The following is an 18,212-nucleotide window of genomic DNA, read 5'->3' on the forward strand; positions in this document are numbered from 1 at the left end:
TCAGCAGGAAGAACCTACTTGACGATCTTGGTGACCGTTCCGGCACCCACGGTGCGTCCACCCTCGCGGATGGCGAAGCCGAGGCCCTCCTCCATGGCGATCGGCTGGATCAGCGCGACCGTCATGTCGGTGGTGTCGCCGGGCATGACCATCTCGGTGCCCTCGGGCAGCGTGATGACGCCGGTGACGTCGGTGGTGCGGAAGTAGAACTGCGGGCGGTAGTTCGCGTAGAACGGGTTGTGACGCCCACCCTCATCCTTGGACAGGATGTACGCGGTGCCCTCGAAGTCGGTGTGCGGCGTGACCGAACCCGGCTTGACGACGACCTGGCCGCGCTCGACGTCCTCGCGCTTGGTGCCGCGGAGGAGCAGACCGCAGTTCTCGCCGGCCCACGCCTCGTCGAGCTGCTTGTGGAACATCTCGATACCGGTGACCGTGGTCTTCTGCGTCGGGCGGATGCCGACGATCTCGACCTCGGAGTTCAGAGCGAGGGTTCCGCGCTCCGCACGGCCGGTGACGACGGTTCCACGACCGGTGATCGTGAAGACGTCCTCGATCGGCATGAGGAACGGCTTGTCCTTGTCGCGGATCGGGTCCGGGATGGACTCGTCGACAGCGTCCATGAGGTCGATGATCGACTGGGTCCAGGCCTCGTCGCCCTCGAGGGCCTTGAGACCGGACACGCGCACGACGGGGGCGTCGTCGCCGGGGAAGCCCTGCGACGAGAGCAACTCGCGGACCTCGAGCTCGACGAGCTCCAGGATCTCCTCGTCGTCCACCATGTCGGCCTTGTTCAGGGCGACCAGGAGGTAGGGGACGCCGACCTGCTTGGCGAGGAGGACGTGCTCACGGGTCTGAGCCATGGGGCCGTCGGTGGCGGCGACCACGAGGATCGCGCCGTCCATCTGCGCCGCGCCGGTGATCATGTTCTTGATGTAGTCGGCGTGACCCGGGGCGTCGACGTGCGCGTAGTGGCGCTTCGGCGTCTCGTACTCGACGTGCGAGATGTTGATCGTGATGCCGCGCTGGCGCTCCTCGGGAGCGGAGTCGATCGACGCGAAGTCGCGCTGAACGTTGGTCGCGGACGGGAACTTGTCAGCGAGAACCTTGGAGATCGCCGCGGTCAGCGTGGTCTTTCCGTGGTCGACGTGACCGATGGTTCCGATGTTGACGTGCGGCTTGGTCCGCTCGAACTTGGCCTTAGCCACTGTGGGTCCTCCTCAGGACTTAGGTGCAAGCATCCGCATCCGACGCCGCACGGGGCGGCACGAGGACATGAGGGCTTGCGGGGGTTTTGTGTACTTATGTTACCGGCAGAGGTCGTGCGGGTTTCCACGCGCGTAAGCGGCAGCAAACCCGCACGACACTACCAGTCCCCCGCCGTCCGGTCGAGCGGCGGGGGGAGGGGGCGGAGTTACTCGCCCTTGTTCTTCTGGACGATCTCCTCGGCGACGGCCTTGGGGACCTCGCTGTAGGTCTCGAACGTCATCGAGTAGACGGCGCGGCCCGAGGTCTTCGAGCGCAGGTCGCCGATGTAGCCGAACATCTCGGACAGCGGCACGTTGGCGCGGATGACCTTGATGCCGGTGGCGTCCTCCATCGACTGGATCATGCCGCGGCGCGAGTTGAGGTCGCCGATGACGTCGCCCATGTACTCCTCGGGAGTGCGGACCTCGACGGCCATGAGCGGCTCGAGGAGGACGGGCTGCGCCTTGCGCGAGGCCTCCTTGAACGCGATCGAGCCGGCGATCTTGAACGCCATCTCGGAGGAGTCGACGTCGTGCGCCGCTCCGTCGACCAGGGTGGCCTTCACGCCGACCATGGGGTAACCGGCGAGGACGCCGACCTGCATGGCGTCGCGGATGCCCGCATCGACCGAGGGGATGTACTCGCGGGGGACGCGTCCACCGGAGACGCCGTTGACGAACTCGTAGGTCTTGTCGGCCTCGACCTCCATCGGCTCGATGGTGATCTGGACCTTCGCGAACTGACCCGATCCACCCGTCTGCTTCTTGTGGGTGTAGTCGTACTTCTCGACGGTGCGGCGGATCGTCTCGCGGTAGGCCACCTGCGGCTTGCCGACGTTGGCCTCGACGTTGAACTCGCGCTTCATGCGGTCCACCAGGATGTCGAGGTGCAGCTCGCCCATTCCCTTGATGACCGTCTGACCGGTCTCCTGGTTCTGCTCGGTGCGGAAGGTGGGGTCCTCCTCCGCGAGCTTCTGGATCGCGGTGCCGAGCTTCTCCTGGTCGGCCTTCGTCTTGGGCTCGATGGCGACCTCGATGACGGGCTCCGGGAAGGTCATCGACTCGAGGACGACCTGGGCCTGCGGGTCGCTCAGGGTGTCACCGGTGGTGGTGTCCTTGAGGCCGATGACCGCGTAGATGTGGCCGGCGGTGACCGAGTCGACCGGGTTCTCCTTGTTGGAGTGCATCTGGAAGATCTTGCCGATGCGCTCCTTCTTGCCCTTGGTCGAGTTGATGACCTGGGCGCCGGAGTCGAGCTTGCCCGAGTACACGCGGACGTAGGTCAGGCGACCGAAGAACGGGTGCACCGCGACCTTGAACGCGAGCGCCGAGAAGGGCTCGGTCGAGTCGGCGTGCCGCATGATGACCTTCTCCTCGTCGCGGACGTCGTGGGCCTCGATGGCCGGGACGTCGAGCGGGGAGGGGAGGTAGTCGACGACCGCGTCGAGCATCGGCTGCACGCCGCGGTTCTTGAACGCGGAGCCGCAGAGCACGGGGTAGATGTCGGAGTTGACGGTCAGCTTGCGGATCGCGGCCTTGATCTCGGCCACGGTCAGCTCCTCGCCGCCGAAGTACTTCTCGAGCAGCTCGTCCGAGGTCTCGGCGACGGTCTCGAGCAGCTTCTGGCGGTACTCGGCGGCCTTGTCGGCGAGGTCGGCCGGGATCTCCTCGATCTCGTACTTCGCACCGAGCTGGACGTCTCCCTTGGAGTCGCCGCGCCACGTGAGCGCGCGCATCTCGACCAGGTCGATGACGCCCTCGAACGAGGACTCCGCGCCGATCGGCAGCTGGATGACCAGCGGCTTCGCGCCGAGGCGGTTGATGATCGTGTCGACCGTGTAGTAGAAGTCGGCGCCGAGCTTGTCCATCTTGTTGACGAAGCAGATGCGCGGGACGTCGTACTTGTCGGCCTGGCGCCAGACGGTCTCGGACTGGGGCTCGACGCCCTCCTTGCCGTCGAACACCGCGACGGCGCCGTCGAGGACGCGGAGCGAGCGCTCCACCTCGACGGTGAAGTCGACGTGACCCGGGGTGTCGATGATGTTGATCTGGTTCTTGTTCCAGAAGCACGTCGTCGCGGCGGACGTGATCGTGATGCCGCGCTCCTGCTCCTGCGCCATCCAGTCCATCGTGGCGGCGCCGTCGTGCACCTCACCGATCTTGTGCGTGATACCCGTGTAGAACAGGATGCGCTCGGTCGTGGTGGTCTTGCCGGCATCGATGTGGGCCATGATGCCGATGTTGCGGACCTTGTTCAGGTCGGTGAGCACATCTTGTGCCACGGAGTTCCTCCGATTGGTGATGGAGCCAGCGCAACGGGCTCATGGCCGATCGGCTGGGGTTCTGGTGGGACTGTCGCCCGACCGCGGGGATCGGGGATCGGCCGCCGGGCCGGGCCCGCAGCACTGACGCTGCGGGCCCGGGGGTCGCGGCCGCTCGGGAGCGGCCGCGGGACGCGCTACCAGCGGTAGTGCGCGAAGGCCTTGTTCGACTCGGCCATCTTGTGGGTGTCCTCGCGACGCTTCACAGCGGCGCCGAGTCCGTTCGACGCGTCGAGGATCTCGTTCATGAGACGCTCGGTCATCGTCTTCTCGCGACGGGCCTTCGCGTAGCTGGTGAGCCAGCGGAGGGCGAGGGTGTTGGCGCGGTGCGGCTTGACCTCGACCGGGACCTGGTAGGTCGAGCCGCCGACGCGGCGGCTGCGGACCTCGAGGGTCGGTCGGACGTTGTCGAGCGCCTTCTTGAGCGTGACGACGGCGTCCTGGCCGTTCTTGGTGGACACGCCCTCGAGCGCGCCGTAGACGATGCGCTCGGCGAGACCCTTCTTGCCGTCCAGGAGGATCTTGTTCACGAGCTGGCTGACGACCGGTGCGCCGTAGACGGGGTCTGCGACGACGGGGCGCTTGGGAGCGGGGCCCTTACGAGGCATTACTTCTTCTCCATCTTCGCGCCGTACCGGCTGCGAGCCTGCTTGCGGTTCTTGACGGCCTGGGTGTCCAGGGCGCCGCGAACGATCTTGTAGCGGACACCGGGGAGGTCCTTCACACGACCGCCGCGCACGAGCACCATCGAGTGCTCCTGCAGGTTGTGGCCCTCACCGGGGATGTAGGCGGTGACCTCGGTGCCGTTGGAGAGCTTCACGCGGGCCACCTTGCGGAGGGCCGAGTTCGGCTTCTTGGGCGTGGTCGTGTACACGCGGGTGCACACGCCGCGCTGCTGGGGGTTGGCCTTCAGGGCGGGCGCCTTGGTCTTGGTGACCTTCGGCGTGCGTCCCTTCCGGACCAACTGCTGAATCGTTGGCACTGATCTGCTCCTTGAATGCTGCACGGTGACAGCGGATCGATGGTCGACATTCGGCCTGTCCGTCGCCGGACGCGGCCGAGTTCATCTGGACCCGACGCACCCCGGTGCACCGGCGAGCGGGGCAGCGGGGAGGAGGACGGGTATGCCGTGGGGGCCGCCCGATCGGACGAACCCGCGGACCCTTGCGGACCCGGTGGAGCGAAGCGCGGCGCCCGGCGGGCCCGGAGGCACGACAGGAGCGCACGCCAAAGCGCACACCCGAAGAATATTACGGGGAGTGACGGGGCCGGTCAACCGGACGGCGTCCGCTCCCAGCGAGCAGGAGGGAGCTGCGACGGTCGGAGGGACCGCCCGTGCACCTCACTCCCGCTCGTCGCCCTCCCAGCCCCAGTGCGGGCGCTGCCCGCCGGCGTCGCGGCGCAGCAGCAGGAGCAGGAACACCACGTGCACCGCTGCAGCGAGGACTCCGGTCGCGATCGCGAACGCGGTGCCCGCGTGCTCGAGCGCGTAGCCGAGGATCTCCCCCGGCTCCTGCCGGCCGAGACCGTAGAGAGCGCCGCCCACGAGCAGGAACAGCAGGTACGCGACGAGCCCGGCGAGCAGCGACGGCCCGACGATGCGGGTGACGGACGGGCGCGCCGCGAGGGTGATCATCGAGAGCAGGACCGCCAGGACGCAGGCGGCCACGGACACCGGTCCGAGCAGCGGTCCGGCGTCGCGCTCGGGCACGACGTCCTGATCCAGCAGGAGGCTCAGCACGCCGAACGCGCAGACCACGAGGGCGAGGTAGAGGAAGGCGGCGAACGCGGCGAGTGCGATCCCGTAGCCCAGGCCCGCTCCCCGGCCCTCCTCCCCCGGCGCGCTCACGAGCGCGCGGCGGCTTCCCGCTCGGCGTTGCGGCGCTTCACTCCGCGGGCGCGCCCGGCGATCAGCGCGCCGCCCCAGACGCTCACCTCGCGGGCGAGGACCGCGGCGGCGAGGACGCTCGCGAGCACGACCGGATCGCGGAGGAACTCGACGAGCACAACGCGGTCGGAGGGGAGCGCCGCGCCTCCCACGCTGTACCAGGCGCCGACGAGCGCGGCCGCTCCGGCGAGTACGGCGACGAAGAAGCCGCCGAGGACGTACGCCCACCACCCCGCGCGGTTCACGGCGAGGACGATCAGGGCGAGGCCCGCGAAGAAGACCGCGACGGGGGCGAGGAAAGCCGGGCTGGGCGCCTCCGCGAGTGCGACGGCGAGCGGGTCACCGGGCACCGCGTCCACGACGATCCGGATCGCGGTGATCGCCGCGAGCAGCAGGGCGGCGTAGACGGCCGTCGTCAGCAGCGCGATCGCGAGCCCCGCGAGGCGGTTCCCCCTGCGGGCGGGCGGTGCGGGGTCGGGCTCGACCGCGCCCAGCGGCGACGGCTCGGCGGCCGCGGCGGGTACCGCGGCGCTGGATCCCGTCGGCGGCTCGGGCCACACGTACTCGCGCGTCGGCTGGGGGCCGGTCGCGGTGCCGGACCCCTCGGTCGCGGACGGCATCCGCTCGGTCTCGGCGTCGCTTCTCCCAGTCACCCGGTCAGGATAGGCACGGAGGACTGCGTCGGCGGTCAGGCGCGCGGTCACCCGCAGAAGGGTGTCACCCGGAGTGGCCTCCGGGCTGCACGGCCGCGGGCGCCTCACTCCAGGGGGTTCAGGAGGCGGTGCAGGAACTGCCGGGTGCGCGGCTCGTGCGGATCGCGCAGCAGCTCGGCCGGCACGCCCCGCTCGACGACGACGCCGTCGGCCATGAAGACGACCTCGGAGGCGACGCGGCGCGCGAACTCGAGCTCGTGGGTGACGACGAGCATCGTCCAGCCCTCGGCCGCCAGCTCGCGCATGAGCGAGAGCACCTCGCCCACCAGCTCCGGATCCAGAGCGGAGGTGGGCTCGTCGAACAGCAGCAGCTCGGGGCGCAGCGCGAGCGCGCGCACGATGCCCACCCGCTGCTGCTGGCCGCCGGAGAGCTCGAAGGGGTACGCGCCGCCCCGGCCGCCGAGACCGACGCGCTCGAGCAGCGCCTCCGCCTCCGGCACCACCTCGGCCGCGGGGCGGCGCTGCACGCGCAACGGCCCCTCCGTGACGTTCTCGAGCACCGTGAGGTGGGGGAAGAGGTTGAAGTGCTGGAAGACCATCGCCGAGCGGTCGCGCAGCGCCGTGAGCGGTCGCTTGCCGACGCCGGCGGCGAAGTCGAGAGCGGTGCCGTCCGAGAGGACGACCACGCCCGCATCCGGGACCTCGAGGCTGTTGAGCGAGCGCAGCACGGTGGTCTTGCCGGAGCCGGAGGGCCCGATCAGCGCGATCACCTCTCCCCGGCGGATCTCGAGATCGATCCCGCGGAGCACCTCGATCGACCCGAACGACTTGCGGAGGCCGCGGACGCAGAGCACGGGCCGGGCGTCCTGGGCGGCGTCAGCGGGCGACATAGCGGTCCAATCGCTTCTCGAGGAGGCTCTGCCCGCTCGAGAGGACGAGGCAGATGAGCCAGTAGATCAGGGCGGCCTCGAGGTAGAGGAGCATGAACTCGCTCGAGGCGGTGGCGATCTTCTGCGCCTGGCGGAACAGCTCGGTGACGAGGATCAGCGACGCGAGCGACGTGTCCTTCACCAGGGAGATGAAGGTGTTCGACAGCGGCGGGACGGAGACCCGGGCGGCCTGCGGCAGGATGATGCGCCGCAGGGCGAGCCCGCGACCCATCCCGATCGTGTGCGCCGCCTCCCACTGCCCCTTCGGCACGCTGAGGATCGCGGCGCGGATGACCTCGGCCGCGTAGCCGCCGACGTTCAGGGCAAAGGCGATGATGGCGCTGGGCCACGGATCGATCCTGATCCCCAGGCTCGGCAGCCCGTAGAAGATCACGAAGAGCTGCACCAGGAGCGGCGTGCCCCGGATGACGGAGATGTAGACGCGGGCGATCCAGGCCAGGACGCGCACTTTGGAGAGCCGGATGAGCGCGACGCCGAGGGCGAGGACGAGACCCAGCACGAAGCTGGCGAGCGCCAGCGGGATCGTGCCGACGAGACCGCCCGACAGGATCGGCCAGAACGACCGGAGCACCAGGTCGATGTCCATGTCGTCTCCTCTCGACGGGGGTGGCGGAGCGCGGGCCGCTCCCCCGGAATGCTGTCACGCCCGAGGCGCCGACGCGCGAGGTTGCCACGGAGGCCCGGGCGTGGGAGGCCCGGGCATGGCAGGAGGGAGCCGGCCGCGCCGACTCCCTCCGATCCGGCTACTCGGAGACGTCCGCTCCGAAGTAGCGCTCGGAGATCTCGGCGAGGGTGCCGTCGGCGCGGAGCTCGCCCAGCGCCTCGTCGACCGCGTCGACGAGGTCGTCGGAGCCCCTCGGGAACGTGAAGGCGCTCTCGGAGCTGTCGTCGGTGGTCACCGCGACCTTGAGGCCGGCGGCCTGGTCGGGGAAGTTCGTCGACCAGTCGAGCCACGTGAGGCGGTCGTTGATGGTCGCGTCGACGCGGCCCTGCTCGACGAGGGCCACGGCCTGCGCCCAGCCCTCGACGCCCTCGACCTGCGCGCCGGCGTCCTGGGCCAGCTCGTACCAGTTGCTCGAGAGCGACTGAGCGGTGGTCTTGCCCTCGAGGGAGTCGAGCGAGGTGATCTCGGTGTCGGAGGTCGGGACGACGACGACTCCGGGGCTCACGGCGTAGGGCTCGGAGAAGTCGTAGCGGGCGCTGCGCTCGTCGTTGATCGAGACCTGGTTGGCGATGACGTCGAAGCGCCCGCCGTCCAGACCCGCGAACATGGCGTCCCACTGGGTCTCCTCGAACTCGGGCTCGACGCCCAGCTTCTCGGCGACGGCGGTGATGATCTCGACGTCGTAGCCGGTGAGCTCCCCGGTGCCGCCGTCGGCGTGGAAGGAGAAGGGCTGGTAGGTGCCCTCGGTGCCGATCGTCAGCACACCGGCGTCCTGCACCTCGGCGAGCGTCAGGCCCGAGTTCGCGGCCGTCGTGCCCTCGTCGGTCGATCCGGAGACCGCGTCGTCGGTGGATGCGGGAGCGCATCCGGCGAGGACGAGGGCGGTGGCGGCTGCGGCGGTGCCGAGCAGGACGCGCAGGGAGGTGCGGGCGGGGAGGTGCGTCACGGTGGGTGTCCTTCGATGCTTCACGTTGTCGTCGCGCCGGTTCTCGGCGCGGGTGCCGGGCGGAGCGGGGGCTCCGCCGAGCGGACGGCGCGGACTCGGTCCGCGGGCGCCCGGAGTGACCATAACCACCGGGAGGGGGCGGCCTATTCCCCGATGACCCCGGATGACGGCGCGAGAGCGGCGAGGAACTCCTCGGCGCCGGCCACCTCGTCGGAGGTCAGGCCCTCCGCCGCCTCCGGGCGGACGAGGTGGAACGGGGTGTCCTGCTCCCCCGCCCAGGCGTAGGCGTCCTCCCGCAGGTTGTCGTCGATCCAGACGACGGCGTCGATCGGCTGCCGATCGCGGGCCTGGTCGAGCCAGGCGGCGACGGGCTGGAGCTTGCCCGTCTGCCCGGGGAAGCGCGGATCGCGCGGCAGACCGCCGCGGAAGACGATCGCCTCGGTCCCCTCCGGAAGTCGCAGATCGCGGGCGAGGACCGAGGTGAGCTCGGGCGGCCAGGTCGTCGCCCAGACGATCGTGCCGATCACGGCGAGACGGGCGACGAGGGCGGCGCGATCCTGGTCGAGGACGAGCCGGTGCCCGCCCGCCGCTCGATCGCTGACGACGGAGGGGTTCAGGACGCCGTCGACGTCCAGGAGGATGAGGGCGGCCATGGCTGCCACCGTAGCCGCGCCGACCCGGGCGCGCGGGACGCGCGCTAGCGTGGCGGGATGCCTCCCTCCGCTCGTCTGCCCGGCGGCCGGACCGTCGCGCTCGAGCCGGACGCCGTCCGCCCGGACTCGCTGGTGCTGAGGATCGACGGGTCGGAGCAGTCGCTCATCGATCCCGCGGATCCGGGGGCGCTGGATCTGGAGTACACCGCCCGGCTCGGGGCGGTCGTGGACGCCCTCGCGCCGGCCGCGCAGCCGGTCCGCGTGCTGCACCTGGGCGCCGGGGCGCTGTCGCTCGCCCGCTACACGGCGTCGTCACGGCCGGGATCCGAGCAGACCGTCGTCGAGCTGGAGGAGGGACTGGTCGAGTTCGTCCTCGCGCACGCCCCGCTGCCGGCCGGGGCCCGCCTGAGAGTGATCACCGGGGACGCGTCGGCGGTGCTCCCCTCCGGATCCTTCGACCTCGTCGTCCTGGATGCGTACGACGGAGACGAGATCCCGGCCGCCTTCTACCGCGCCGAGGTGCTCGCGGGCATCGCCGAGCGCGTCGGCGGCGGGCTGCTCGCCGTCAACGTGGCGGACGACGCCGACCACCGGCGCCTGGACCGGCTGCGCGGCGAGGTGGGACGGCTGCTGCCCGTCACCGCGGCGGTCGGAGCGGCGCCGTTCGTCGAGCACCGCTCGGGCGGCAACGCGATCCTGCTGGCGTCACGCGGATCCGTCGCCGCCGACGTCGCGATCGCCCTGCTGCGCGCGGGACCGCATCCGGTCGCCGCCGCTGCGCAGCGCGACGTCGTGCCCGTCGAGGTGCCGGTAGAAGTCGACCCGTGACTCCAGGGCGACACCGGCGTCGAGGTACTTGATCTTGATGCGCTTGATGTAGGTGCGCACGGTGTGCTCGGCGATCCGCATCTCGAGCGCGACGGCCTTGACGGCCGTGCCCCCGCCGTAGGAGCGCATCACCCTGCTCTCCTGCGGACTGAGGACCGGCCGCCGCTCCTCGCTCGTGCGGAGGAAGCGCACGCGCGCCGCCTCCGAGATCCAGGTGCGGCCCGAGGCCACCGACACGACGGCCGCCGCGAGGTCGCCCGGCTCGTCGCCCTTCCAGACGAAGGCCGACCGCTCGAAGCGCAGGACGGCGCGGACGGTCTCGAGCGCGACCGAGGTCGACAGCGCGACGAGACCGCGGTACCGCCCGCCCATCAGCGCCAGAGTGCGGACGAGCTCGCCGGGGGCGACGCTGTCGAGATCGACGACGACGACGGTCTCGGCGGGGGTGCTGCCGGCGCCGTCCTGCACGTCGAACTGCGGGACGGCGCTGCGCAGAAGGGCGAGCAGGGCTGCGCGCTCGATCGCGAGACCGTCGACGACGGTCAGGGCGAGGCGCTCGGTCTCGGGCACGGGGACTCCTCGTGGGCGCGGTCGGGAGCCGCCCCCGGGGGCAACGTAGCGCCACGTGCCGCGCTGATCCAGCCATCGGGACATGCCGTCTCGAACAGTGCCGAGGGCAGCGGTCCGGAGGGGCTCCACGTGCTCCGGTGCGCCGCCGCGGCTCTCGGGCTAGTCTCTGCTCTCTATGGACGACGTCGACCCCCGCCCCCCGCGCGCCCGGCGGCTCCCCGCCGACGTGGTGCGGGAGCGCATGCTCTCCGCCGCGCGCGGCGTGATCTCGCAGAACGGTCTCACCGTCGGGTTCGCGCACCTGCCGATGGAGGAGTACATCCGCCTCGCCGACGTGCCCCGCAGCTCCGTCTATCGCCTCTGGAGCACTCGCGAGGAGTTCGTCGCGGATCTGATCGGCGAGGTGTTCGTGCACGACCGCTACGCCGGCGGGGACGATCCCGAGGCGCAGGAGCTCATGCGGGAGGTCTACGAGCGCCACTCCGACCGGCTGGGCACCGCGACCGGTCGGCGGGCCGTGGCCTGGGAGATGATCCGGATCGGCGCGAACGCCAATCTGGCGAACCTGCGCCGCTCGGTGGACTGGTCCTCGTACAACGCGCTGCTCGCCTGCACGTTCTCGATGGAGGAGGGGCCGGCGCGCGAGGCCGTGCGCGCCACTGCGAAGCGGATCGAGACGATGCTCACGCACCGCATGCAGGTCTTCTACCAGGAGATGCTCGACGTCTTCCAGGGCAGCCTGCGTCCCGGATTCACGACCCTGCAGCTCGCCCACCTCACCGCGATCGTCATCGACGGCCTCGCCCACCGCAGCCGTCTGATCGACGGGGACCTGGACGAGGTGATCACGGCGCCCGGGCTCACCGGCGAACCGGTCCAGTGGCACCTGGCGTCGTGGACCATCCGCTCGATCGTCGAGGGGATGCTCGAGCCTCCGGCCGACGACTAGGCCGTGCCGGACACGATCTCGCGTGCTCCGCTCGGCCTGATGGCACGATCTGCCGCGATCCCGTGCTCGACAGGCCCTAATCCTCCGGGACCGGCTCGCAGAAGCCGTCGATCAGCATCATCACGCCGGCCACCACCAGACTCGGAGTCTGCGGTCGAGCGGGGTCGAGGGGACCGGTCACCAGTGCGGGGTCGGCGATCCTCGCGACGCAGAGCCCCTCGATGTACGCGGAGATCGCCGAGGCGAGCGCCGTGTAGGCGTCCCCGTAGACCGGCCGGACCCTCAGCCCCGCCTGGGTGAGCGTGTGCCGGTAGTACTTGGCCATGTTCTCGACGAAGTGCTGCTGCCGCTTGCGCAGCGCGTCGTGCAGGACGCTCCGCGCGGGGTCCTCGTGCGACTCCACCGTGCCGGCGAGGGCGATGAAGTTCCGCCAGTGCCGTGAGGCGAACGTGTTCTCGTAGTTCGCCTCGATCGCGACGGCGACGGAGGCGACGAGGGTCGCGCGCCGCTGCTCGGGCCCCGCCTGCTCGTCGGTGTTCTGGTGCAGGTAGGACGCGCCGACCTGCAGCGCCGGCTCGTCGAGCCGGTTCGAGAGCAGGCGGTCGGGGATCCGGGTGAGGAGCTCGTCGAAGTAGTCCTGCCTGCTCGGCCAGATGCGGTACGCCGTGCTCCGCGGGACGCCGGCCGACCGGATGAGGTCCTCGAGCGGGAGGTGGGAGACGCCCACCCGGAGGCCGCCGGTGCGGACGGCCTCGAGACCGGCGTCGAGGAGCCTGGTCCGCACCTGCTCCCGGCTGAGGCGCGGGGCCCGCGGGGACTCCGACGGGTCGGGATTCTGGGTCATGCGCACTCCGGCGGGATGCGGAGGCTCCTTCGTCGTCCCCCGATGGAGGGAGCGTAGCGCGTGCCCGACGCTCGTCGGAGACGGGCGCGGCCCGCCTCCTGCTCGGAAGCCGGGCGGACCGCGCTGCCTGTCCCCCAGGTGGCCGCCCCTTCGGCCTCTTTCACGGTAAGCGCAGTCCTCCGGGGCGGTCAAAAGACTGGGACATCGTGTCGCGAAGCGATGAGTGGAATCCCGTGGTCGGCGAGCCGCCCGGGCGTTCAGCGCACCGGGCGGCGGCGCGCCTCCTCCGAGGGCGGGAGTCCGCGCAGCACCGCCGGCGAGCGGTCCTCGCCGCTGCGCGGCCCGGCGAGGACGGCCGCGACGGCGTCGGCCGCCTCGGCGCCCGCGCGCTCGGCCAGAGCGGTGTTGCGCATCAGCTTCGCGTGGTGGCACGGGCTCGCGTCGATCCGGACGACCAGCGACGCCAACCGCACGGCGTCGCCCAGCCGGGCCAGCGGGTTGAGCTCGGCGACGACCGACGGCACATCGGGGAGCGTCATCAGGGTGTAGCGGCATGTCGACACGGCGTACTCGTCGACACCGGCCTCGGCCGAGCTCGCCCCGACCATGATGTCGCCCAGGTCGACGTCGCCGACTCCGGTGCCGAGCAGCGAGGCGACCTTCACCCGGATGTCGCCCGCGAGCGCGACCACGTGCACGCTCGCGGGCCACGGCGGGAGCTCGCCCAGCTCGGTCGACCCGGTGCGCATGGCGATCCCCGCCTGGCTCGAGAGGGCGTCGATCATCGGCATGCCGGTGCACTCGCCCGCGTTCGTCGCATCCTCGGAGGCGGCCTCGCCGCAGGAGGCCATGAGCGCCGAGAAGCCCAGTCGGCTCTGCGGCTCGAGGCCGGCCACCATCGCGGGACTCACCCCGCCCGTGGAGTCGATGATCTCCCCCAGCCGCTTGGCGACGTCCGAGCCGGTGTTCGGAGTGCCGAAGGTGATCACGTCCGAGACCAGCGACTCGACCGGGACGCCGTCCACCTCCTGGCTCAGCGCCTGCCGCGCCGCCAGTCCGCCCATCGAGTGCGCCACCACGATCGCGCGGTGCCCCGTCGCCTGCACCAGGCACGAGAGGGAGGAGGCGAGTGCGTCGCTGATGCCCGGATCGGTCACCCAGCGAGCCGACAGATCGCGGTAGTCGAAGGTGTAGACCGCGGAGCCCTCGATGTTCTGCAGCCGCCCGATGACCGAGCGCTCCGAGACCGTCTCTGGCTCGTCGACGCCGTTCACGGCCACGAGGTCGACCAGGTGCGAGAAGGCGCCGGTGCGCGTCTCGTCGTGCGTCGCGGTGCCGAGCCAGCCGTGCAGGACGACGATCGGGACGCGCGCGGGGGCGTCGGCCGTCCGCACCTCGTCCTCGGGGAGGACGGGGGCGAGCTGCGCCGCTCCGCAGGAGGACGGCACCGCCCCAGCCGCGAGGGCCCTGTCCGCGGGCAGCACGACAGCACCGACCACCGCGAGAAGGGCGGCCAGCACGACGACCACGAGTCTCATCCGCGCGTTTCCTCACCGCTGCGATCCCGACTGGACGGGCACGGGGCGGGCACCCCTCGAACGTGTGTCGAGTCAATCATCCGCGCACGGGGAGCGGCGGGACTTACCCGGATCGGTCGACCCCCCGTGCGGGTGACCGAGAACGACGAAGGCCCCGCCGGTGTCCCGGCGGGGCCTTCGCTCACTCAGTCCGTGCTCAGCTGTAGTTGCCGGGCTCGTAGCCGTCGCTCGAGAACGAGTCGAAGTCGACGAACGAGAGGTCGGCGTCGCTGAACGCGGCGTCGTCGGCGAAGATGCGGTTGGGGTACCGCTCGGCCTTCGCCTCCTCGGTCGCCTCGACGGACACGTTGCGGTACTTCGGGAGACCGGTACCGGCCGGGATCAGCTTTCCGATGATCACGTTCTCCTTCAGGCCCAGCAGCGGGTCGCGCTTGCCCTCCATGGCCGCCTGCGTCAGGACGCGGGTGGTCTCCTGGAAGGACGCGGCCGACAGCCACGACTCGGTCGCGAGCGAGGCCTTGGTGATTCCCATGACCTCCTGGCGGGCGGACGCGGTCCGCTTGCCCTCGGTCAGAGCCGCACGGTTGACCTCGCTGTAGCGCGAGCGGTCGACGAGCTCGCCCGGCAGCAGATCCGTGTCGCCGTGGTCGACCACGGTGACCTTGCGGAGCATCTGACGGACGATGACCTCGATGTGCTTGTCGTGGATCGGCACGCCCTGCGAGCGGTAGACGCCCTGGACGCCGCCGACCAGGTGCTTCTGCACCTCGCGGACGCCCAGCACGCGCAGGACCTCCTTGGGGTCGACCGTTCCCACGTGCAGCTGCTGACCGAGCACGACCGACTGGCCGTCCTCGACGAGGAGCTGCGAGCGCTTGAGCACCGGGTAGATGACCGCCTCGTCGCCGTTGTCCGGCTGGAGGATGAGTCGTCGGGCCCGGTCGGTGTCCTCGATCGTGATGCGACCGGCGGCCTCCGCGATCGGCGACGCGCCCTTGGGGGTGCGGGCCTCGAAGAGCTCCTGCACGCGGGGAAGACCCTGCGTGATGTCGTCGGCCGAGGCCGAACCACCGGTGTGGAAGGTGCGCATGGTGAGCTGCGTGCCGGGCTCGCCGATCGACTGGGCCGCGATGATGCCGACGGCCTCTCCGATGTCGACGAGCTTGCCGGTGGCGAGCGAGCGGCCGTAGCAGGCCGCGCAGACGCCGACGGCCGACTCGCAGGTCAGGACCGAGCGGACCTTGATGTGACGCACCTCGGCGCCGACGAGCTTCTCGATGAGGACGTCTCCGACGTCCTCCCCGGCCTCCGCGATGACCTCGCCGGCCTCGTTCGTCGCCGGAGTGGCGAGCGAGCGGGCGTAGACGGAGTTCTCGACGTTGGAGTCCTGGATCCAGGCGCCGGTGGCGTCCTGGAGCATGATCGGCAGCTCGAGGCCCTTGGTCGTGCCGCAGTCGTCCTCGCGGATGATGACGTCCTGCGAGACGTCGACGAGTCGACGCGTCAGGTATCCCGAGTCCGCGGTGCGGAGCGCGGTGTCGGCCAGACCCTTGCGGGCACCGTGCGTGGCGATGAAGTACTCGGCGACCGACAGTCCCTCGCGGTACGAGGAGATGATCGGTCGGGCGATGATCTCGCCCTTCGGGTTGTTCACCAGGCCGCGCATGCCCGCGATGTTGCGGACCTGCAGCCAGTTTCCACGCGCACCGGACGTGACCATCCGGTTGATGGTGTTGTCGGTCGGGAAGTTCGCGCGCATGGCCTTGGCGACCTCGTCGGTCGCCTCGGTCCAGATCTTCACGAGCTCCTGGCGACGCTCCGCCTGGGTGGTCAGACCCTTGTCGTACTCGGTCTCGACCTTCGCGGCCTTCTTCTCGTAGCCCGCGATGATCTCGGGCTTGGAGGGGGGCGTGAGGATGTCCGACAGGGCGACGGTGACACCGGACCGGGTGGCCCAGTAGAAGCCGGCGTCCTTGATGCGGTCGAGCGAGGCGGCGACCTCCACCTTCGGGTAGCGCTCCGCGAGGTCGTTGACGATCCCGGAGATGGTCGTCTTGTCGGCGACCTGCTCGAAGTAGGGGTAGTCGACCGGCAGCGCCTCGTTGAAGAGCGCGCGGCCGAGCGTCGTGTCGAGCAGGACCGGCGCGGTGACCTTGCCGGTCTCGTCGAGCTCGACGCCCTCGGGTGCGGTGCCCTGCGCGAAGTAGACCTCCGACATGCGGATGCGGACCTTCGAGTTCAGGTGCAGCGAGCCCTGGTCCTTGGCGAGGATCGCCTCGGAGACCGAGGAGAACGCACGTCCCTCACCGGCGGCACCCTCGCGGATGGTCGTCAGGTGGTGGAGGCCGATGATCATGTCCTGCGTGGGCAGGGTGACCGGACGGCCGTCCGAGGGCTTGAGGATGTTGTTCGACGCGAGCATCAGGATGCGCGCCTCGGCCTGGGCCTCGACGGACAGCGGCAGGTGGACGGCCATCTGGTCGCCGTCGAAGTCCGCGTTGAACGCGGCGCAGACGAGCGGGTGCAGCTGGATCGCCTTGCCCTCGACCAGCTGGGGCTCGAAGGCCTGGATGCCGAGTCGGTGCAGCGTGGGCGCGCGGTTGAGCAGGACGGGGCGCTCGCGGATGATCTCCTCGAGCACGTCCCACACCTGGGGGCGCGAGCGCTCCACCATGCGCTTGGCGGCCTTGATGTTCTGCGCGTGCGACAGGTCGATCAGGCGCTTGATGACGAACGGCTTGAACAGCTCCAGCGCCATCTGCTTGGGCAGACCGCACTGGTGCAGCTTGAGCTGCGGTCCGACGATGATCACCGAGCGGCCCGAGTAGTCGACGCGCTTGCCGAGCAGGTTCTGGCGGAAGCGACCCTGCTTTCCCTTGAGCATGTCGCTCAGGGACTTCAGGGCGCGGTTGCCGGTACCGGTGACGGGGCGACCGCGGCGGCCGTTGTCGAACAGGGCGTCGACGGCCTCCTGCAGCATGCGCTTCTCGTTGTTCACGATGATCTCGGGGGCACCGAGGTCGAGCAGGCGGCGGAGACGGTTGTTGCGGTTGATCACGCGGCGGTAGAGGTCGTTCAGGTCGCTCGTCGCGAACCGGCCTCCGTCGAGCTGCACCATCGGGCGCAGCTCCGGCGGGATCACCGGGACGACGTCGAGCACCATCGCGGCCGGCGAGTTGCCGGTGGCGAGGAACGAGTTGACGACGCGCAGGCGCTTGATGGCGCGGATCTTCTTCTGACCCTTGCCCTCGGCGATCTGCAGGTGCAGCGTCTCGGCCTCGGCCTGGAGGTCGAACTGCTCGAGGCGCTTCTTGATCGCCTCGGCGCCCATGTAGGCCTCGAAGTAGACGCCGTAGCGGTCGACGAGCTCGTTGAAGACCGCGTCCTCGGGCTTGAGGTCGCCGACCTTGAGGGTGCGGAACTGCTCCCACACGCTCTCGAGCCGCGCGATGTCCTCGTCGAAGGACTTGCGGATCTGCGACATCTCCTTCTCGGCGCCGTCCTTGGTGCGGCGCTTCTGGTCGCTCTTCGCGCCTTCCGCCTCGAGGGCGGCGAGGTCGGTCTCGAGACGGGCCAGGCGGTCCGCGATGCGGGAGTCGCGCTGGTCGGAGAGGGTCTTGATCTCGAGCCGGAGCTCGTTCTCGAGGCCGGGCATGTCGGCGTGACGGCCGTCGTCGTCCACGTCGATGATCATGTACGCCGCGAAGTAGATGACCTTCTCGAGGTCCTTGGGCGCCATGTCCAGCAGGTATCCGAGGCGCGAGGGGACGCCCTTGAAGTACCAGATGTGGGTGACGGGCGCGGCGAGCTCGATGTGGCCCATCCGCTCGCGGCGGACCGAGGACTTGGTGACCTCGACGCCGCAGCGCTCGCAGACGATGCCCTTGAAGCGGACCCGCTTGTACTTGCCGCAGGAGCACTCCCAGTCGCGGGACGGTCCGAAGATCTGCTCTCCGAACAGGCCGTCCTTCTCGGGCTTGAGGGTGCGGTAGTTGATGGTCTCGGGCTTCTTCACTTCACCGTGCGACCAGCGACGGATGTCATCGGCCGTCGCGAGGCCGATGCGCAGCTCGTCAAAAGTTGTTACGTCGAGCAATGTTTTCTCCTTGTCGGAAAACAGGGTGTCTCGTCAGAGACGGGAGGTCGGAGCGGGTCGCCGGA

Annotated in this window: 15 protein-coding genes; 1 reads left to right on the top strand and 14 read right to left on the bottom strand. The window is 70.2% G+C overall.

The genetic code is table 11. The features are described from left to right. Positions 1 to 14: 14 nt before the first annotated feature. The 11 genes from tuf to IOC53_RS19410 form a co-directional block, all read right to left on the bottom strand. Positions 15 to 1,208 (bottom strand): elongation factor Tu, encoded by a 1,194-nt coding sequence (tuf, locus tag IOC53_RS04530; RefSeq protein WP_055787051.1) that lies wholly within the window; start codon positions 1,206 to 1,208, stop codon positions 15 to 17. Between the two features lie 206 nt (positions 1,209 to 1,414). After that, positions 1,415 to 3,529, bottom strand: a complete 2,115-nt coding sequence (gene fusA / locus IOC53_RS04535; protein ID WP_207403183.1) for an elongation factor G — start codon at positions 3,527 to 3,529, stop codon at positions 1,415 to 1,417. A 176-nt stretch (positions 3,530 to 3,705) separates the two neighbouring features. Next, positions 3,706 to 4,176, bottom strand: coding sequence for a 30S ribosomal protein S7 (gene rpsG / locus IOC53_RS04540; RefSeq protein WP_056037355.1), 471 nt, complete (start codon positions 4,174 to 4,176; stop codon positions 3,706 to 3,708). After that, a complete protein-coding gene (rpsL, locus tag IOC53_RS04545) occupies positions 4,176 to 4,550 on the bottom strand; it encodes a 30S ribosomal protein S12 (RefSeq protein ID WP_011186743.1) in 375 nt (124 codons plus the stop codon). Before rpsL ends, rpsG begins: the two co-directional genes overlap by 1 nt. A 360-nt stretch (positions 4,551 to 4,910) precedes the next feature. Next, complete coding sequence (locus IOC53_RS04550) at positions 4,911 to 5,417, bottom strand: DUF6121 family protein (protein ID WP_207403184.1); 507 nt, start codon at positions 5,415 to 5,417, stop codon at positions 4,911 to 4,913. Then, a complete protein-coding gene (locus IOC53_RS04555; protein ID WP_207403185.1) occupies positions 5,414 to 6,109 on the bottom strand; it encodes a hypothetical protein in 696 nt (231 codons plus the stop codon). The genes IOC53_RS04550 and IOC53_RS04555 overlap by 4 nt, the downstream gene beginning before the upstream one ends. 104 nt (positions 6,110 to 6,213) lie before the next feature. After that, positions 6,214 to 6,999, bottom strand: a complete 786-nt coding sequence (locus IOC53_RS04560; protein WP_242682919.1) for an amino acid ABC transporter ATP-binding protein — start codon at positions 6,997 to 6,999, stop codon at positions 6,214 to 6,216. Next, positions 6,986 to 7,645 carry an amino acid ABC transporter permease gene (locus IOC53_RS04565; protein ID WP_207403186.1) on the bottom strand — a complete coding sequence of 220 codons (660 nt, stop codon included), beginning with the start codon at positions 7,643 to 7,645 and terminating at the stop codon, positions 6,986 to 6,988. The genes IOC53_RS04560 and IOC53_RS04565 overlap by 14 nt, the downstream gene beginning before the upstream one ends. 157 nt (positions 7,646 to 7,802) lie before the next feature. Next, positions 7,803 to 8,669 carry an amino acid ABC transporter substrate-binding protein gene (locus tag IOC53_RS04570; protein ID WP_307786067.1) on the bottom strand — a complete coding sequence of 289 codons (867 nt, stop codon included), beginning with the start codon at positions 8,667 to 8,669 and terminating at the stop codon, positions 7,803 to 7,805. Positions 8,670 to 8,812: 143 nt separating this feature from the next. Then, the gene (locus IOC53_RS04575; protein WP_207403188.1) at positions 8,813 to 9,322 is read right to left on the bottom strand and encodes an HAD domain-containing protein; all 510 of its coding nucleotides are present in this window, start codon (positions 9,320 to 9,322) and stop codon (positions 8,813 to 8,815) included. A gap of 705 nt (positions 9,323 to 10,027) precedes the next feature. After that, positions 10,028 to 10,720 carry a LuxR C-terminal-related transcriptional regulator gene (locus IOC53_RS19410; protein ID WP_207403189.1) on the bottom strand — a complete coding sequence of 231 codons (693 nt, stop codon included), beginning with the start codon at positions 10,718 to 10,720 and terminating at the stop codon, positions 10,028 to 10,030. A gap of 175 nt (positions 10,721 to 10,895) precedes the next feature. On the opposite strand from IOC53_RS19410, the gene IOC53_RS04585 reads away from it, so the two are divergent. Continuing rightward, a complete protein-coding gene (locus IOC53_RS04585) occupies positions 10,896 to 11,669 on the top strand; it encodes a hypothetical protein (protein ID WP_207403190.1) in 774 nt (257 codons plus the stop codon). A gap of 76 nt (positions 11,670 to 11,745) precedes the next feature. Here the strand turns inward: IOC53_RS04585 and IOC53_RS04590 are convergent, their stop codons facing one another. From IOC53_RS04590 to IOC53_RS04600, 3 genes are all read right to left on the bottom strand, one after another. After that, on the bottom strand, positions 11,746 to 12,513 hold the full coding sequence (locus IOC53_RS04590; RefSeq protein WP_207403191.1) for a TetR/AcrR family transcriptional regulator: 768 nt from the start codon (positions 12,511 to 12,513) through the stop codon (positions 11,746 to 11,748). Between the two features lie 257 nt (positions 12,514 to 12,770). Next, positions 12,771 to 14,051 (bottom strand): triacylglycerol lipase, encoded by a 1,281-nt coding sequence (locus IOC53_RS04595; RefSeq protein ID WP_207403192.1) that lies wholly within the window; start codon positions 14,049 to 14,051, stop codon positions 12,771 to 12,773. 196 nt (positions 14,052 to 14,247) lie between these two features. Then, positions 14,248 to 18,147, bottom strand: a complete 3,900-nt coding sequence (locus IOC53_RS04600) for a DNA-directed RNA polymerase subunit beta' (protein WP_207403193.1) — start codon at positions 18,145 to 18,147, stop codon at positions 14,248 to 14,250. Positions 18,148 to 18,212 lie beyond the last annotated feature (65 nt).

Origin of the sequence: Rathayibacter sp. SD072 (genome assembly GCF_017355185.1) — a bacterium.
GTDB lineage: Bacteria > Actinomycetota > Actinomycetes > Actinomycetales > Microbacteriaceae > Rathayibacter.